The sequence below is a fragment of the Paractinoplanes toevensis genome (genome assembly GCF_018332695.1).
In the GTDB taxonomy this organism is placed as follows: Bacteria; Actinomycetota; Actinomycetes; order Mycobacteriales; family Micromonosporaceae; genus Actinoplanes; species Actinoplanes toevensis.
Window position 1 is genome coordinate 1 of sequence record NZ_BOQN01000126.1, and the last position, 2,006, is coordinate 2,006.

General features: G+C 65.8%; 2 protein-coding genes. One reads left to right on the forward strand and one right to left on the reverse strand.

The genetic code is table 11. The features are described 5' to 3' along the window. A partial coding sequence (locus tag Ato02nite_RS42620) for a hypothetical protein (RefSeq protein ID WP_213012416.1) occupies window positions 1-527 on the forward strand: 527 nt, incomplete at its 5' end. Here the strand turns inward: Ato02nite_RS42620 and Ato02nite_RS42625 are convergent. Continuing rightward, window positions 451-1,824 (reverse strand): tyrosine-type recombinase/integrase, encoded by a 1,374-nt coding sequence (locus Ato02nite_RS42625; RefSeq protein WP_213012417.1) that lies wholly within the window; start codon window positions 1,822-1,824, stop codon window positions 451-453. The two genes, Ato02nite_RS42620 and Ato02nite_RS42625, sit on opposite strands and share 77 nt — an antisense overlap. Window positions 1,825-2,006 lie beyond the last annotated feature (182 nt).

Consider the following 2,006-nt stretch of genomic DNA (forward strand, 5'->3'; position numbering starts at 1 on the left):
ACTGGCTGATACCGCAGGAGTCTGCCATCATGAGCGCCGTGACCTCAGCGAACGAACCCCCCGAGGGCGACGAGACCCGCAGCAGACTCGCCAAAGCCGTTCGCGACAGACGACTCCAAATCCCGCTCAGCGTCCGCGCCGCCGCCGAAAAGGCCGGCATGGCCCGCTCCACCTGGATCGCCCTCGAGGAAGCCACCCGCCGCACCGCTGAAACCAACTACGTCGGGATCGAAGACACCCTGCACTGGCAGCGAGGCAGCATCGTGTCCATCCTCAGCGGCGGTGACCCGAAGCTGTCAGTACTGGTCATCACCGACGCGGACCAGGATCACAGCACATTGGCAGATCTGAAATCCGGTCCAACAGCCAGCACGACCGACGACCCGCTGATCCGCATTATGAAGAACCCGGACCTGTCCGACGAGCAAAAAGCCAAAATCATTCGCACCCTCATCGCCGAACAAGACGAGTACGCCCGTAACCGCGCCGAGCAACTGATCCACGACGCACTGCAGGGTGGGGCTTAGCTCGCGCAGGCAGCAGCATCTGGTTCACCGTCTCCAGTTCGCCGGCCTCGCCCAGGTCCCACTCGTGCGCATAGGTGTTCATCGTGATCGAGTAACTGGAGTGGCCGAGCCTGACCTGCACTTTCTTCGGCGACCACCGGGCGCGTATCAGCGCTGAAGCATGCGTATGCCGCAGATCGTGGGGTCTGGGTCGGCAATGCAGTCGTCCTTCGCACCCGCACGTCGACACCTCGTGAACGTCCAGCTTCCGCGGCCGGCCACGGCCTGAGTACGGCGTCAGCACAGGCGGATGCTCCGGGCATCGTTGCGCCGCGGCGATCGCCGGCCACCAGTAGCCGCCGCGGAAGTTTCCCTCCGTCCATCGACGTCCCGCCCTGTTGGTGAACAGCGGCTCGTTGGGGTGCAGTCGAAGCGCCCGATTCCACAACATCCGACCCACGTCAGACGCCACCGGAATGCTGCGCCGCCCGGCCCGCGACTTCGGTTCCCCGATGCGGCCTCTCGCCTTGACGGTGCGCCGCACGTGCACCACCACCTGGTCGCTGTTGCGGGTGATGTGCCGGGCGTCCAGTGCGATCAGCTCGCCGAGCCGCATGCCCGTCGCCAAGGCGGTGTCCACCAGGTCGCGGATCAGCGGGTCGCAGTTGGTGAGGATCAGTGCGATCTCATGGGGTTTGAGGAAGATGCCCTCGAACGGCTCCTCGCCGGTCTTCGCGGTGATCCTGCGGCGCTTGCCGCGCGGCTGGGTCGCCGGGTTGGAGCTCAGCCACTTCGGAACAGCCGCGCTGAGGCAGGTGTGCAGCACCGCGTAGGCGTGGTTCACCGACGACACCGACAGCAGGTCGTCGGTGGTGATGTTCCGGCCCCTGTTGCCGACGGTGTTGTGCTGCCGGTTCACCCACCGCAGCCACTGTTCGACACCTTCGGTGGTGATCTCATCCAAACGGAGGTGGCCGAGCTTCGGCAGGGCGCGCAGCCTCAGTGAGTCGCGGTAGGCAGTCACCGTTTCCGGCTCGACGAGGCGGTCCTGGTCGAGGTTGCCGAGCCAGGTCTGCGCCCACACGCGCAGGGTCGGGATCGGGTCGGGGACCGGCTCCACTCCCAAGATGGCTGCGTACACCTGCGCCCGGGTGATTGCGTGCCCGCGGGCCTCGACGAGCGCCTTGGCGGTGCGGGCGAGGTCTTCGCGGTCCTTGAGGGGACCGTTGAAGGTGCAGCTCTGCCGGGCGCCGTCGCGACTACCATTGAGGCGCCAGCTCACGCGGATCGCACTGCCACGGTTCTCGAGGGTTGCCATGCTGCTGACGGTAGAACGGGCGGTGCCCCCACGGGGTCACCGGTTTGGTTTTCGCCGGTATGCGGGCGGTCGAGTTTGGTCGAACCGAAATTCGGTCTTTCGCAGGTCGACCAGCGCAAACCCTGGCAGCGAGGTTGGGGTCACACTTCGGATTCGCCTAAGGCACTCTTAAGAACCGTCAA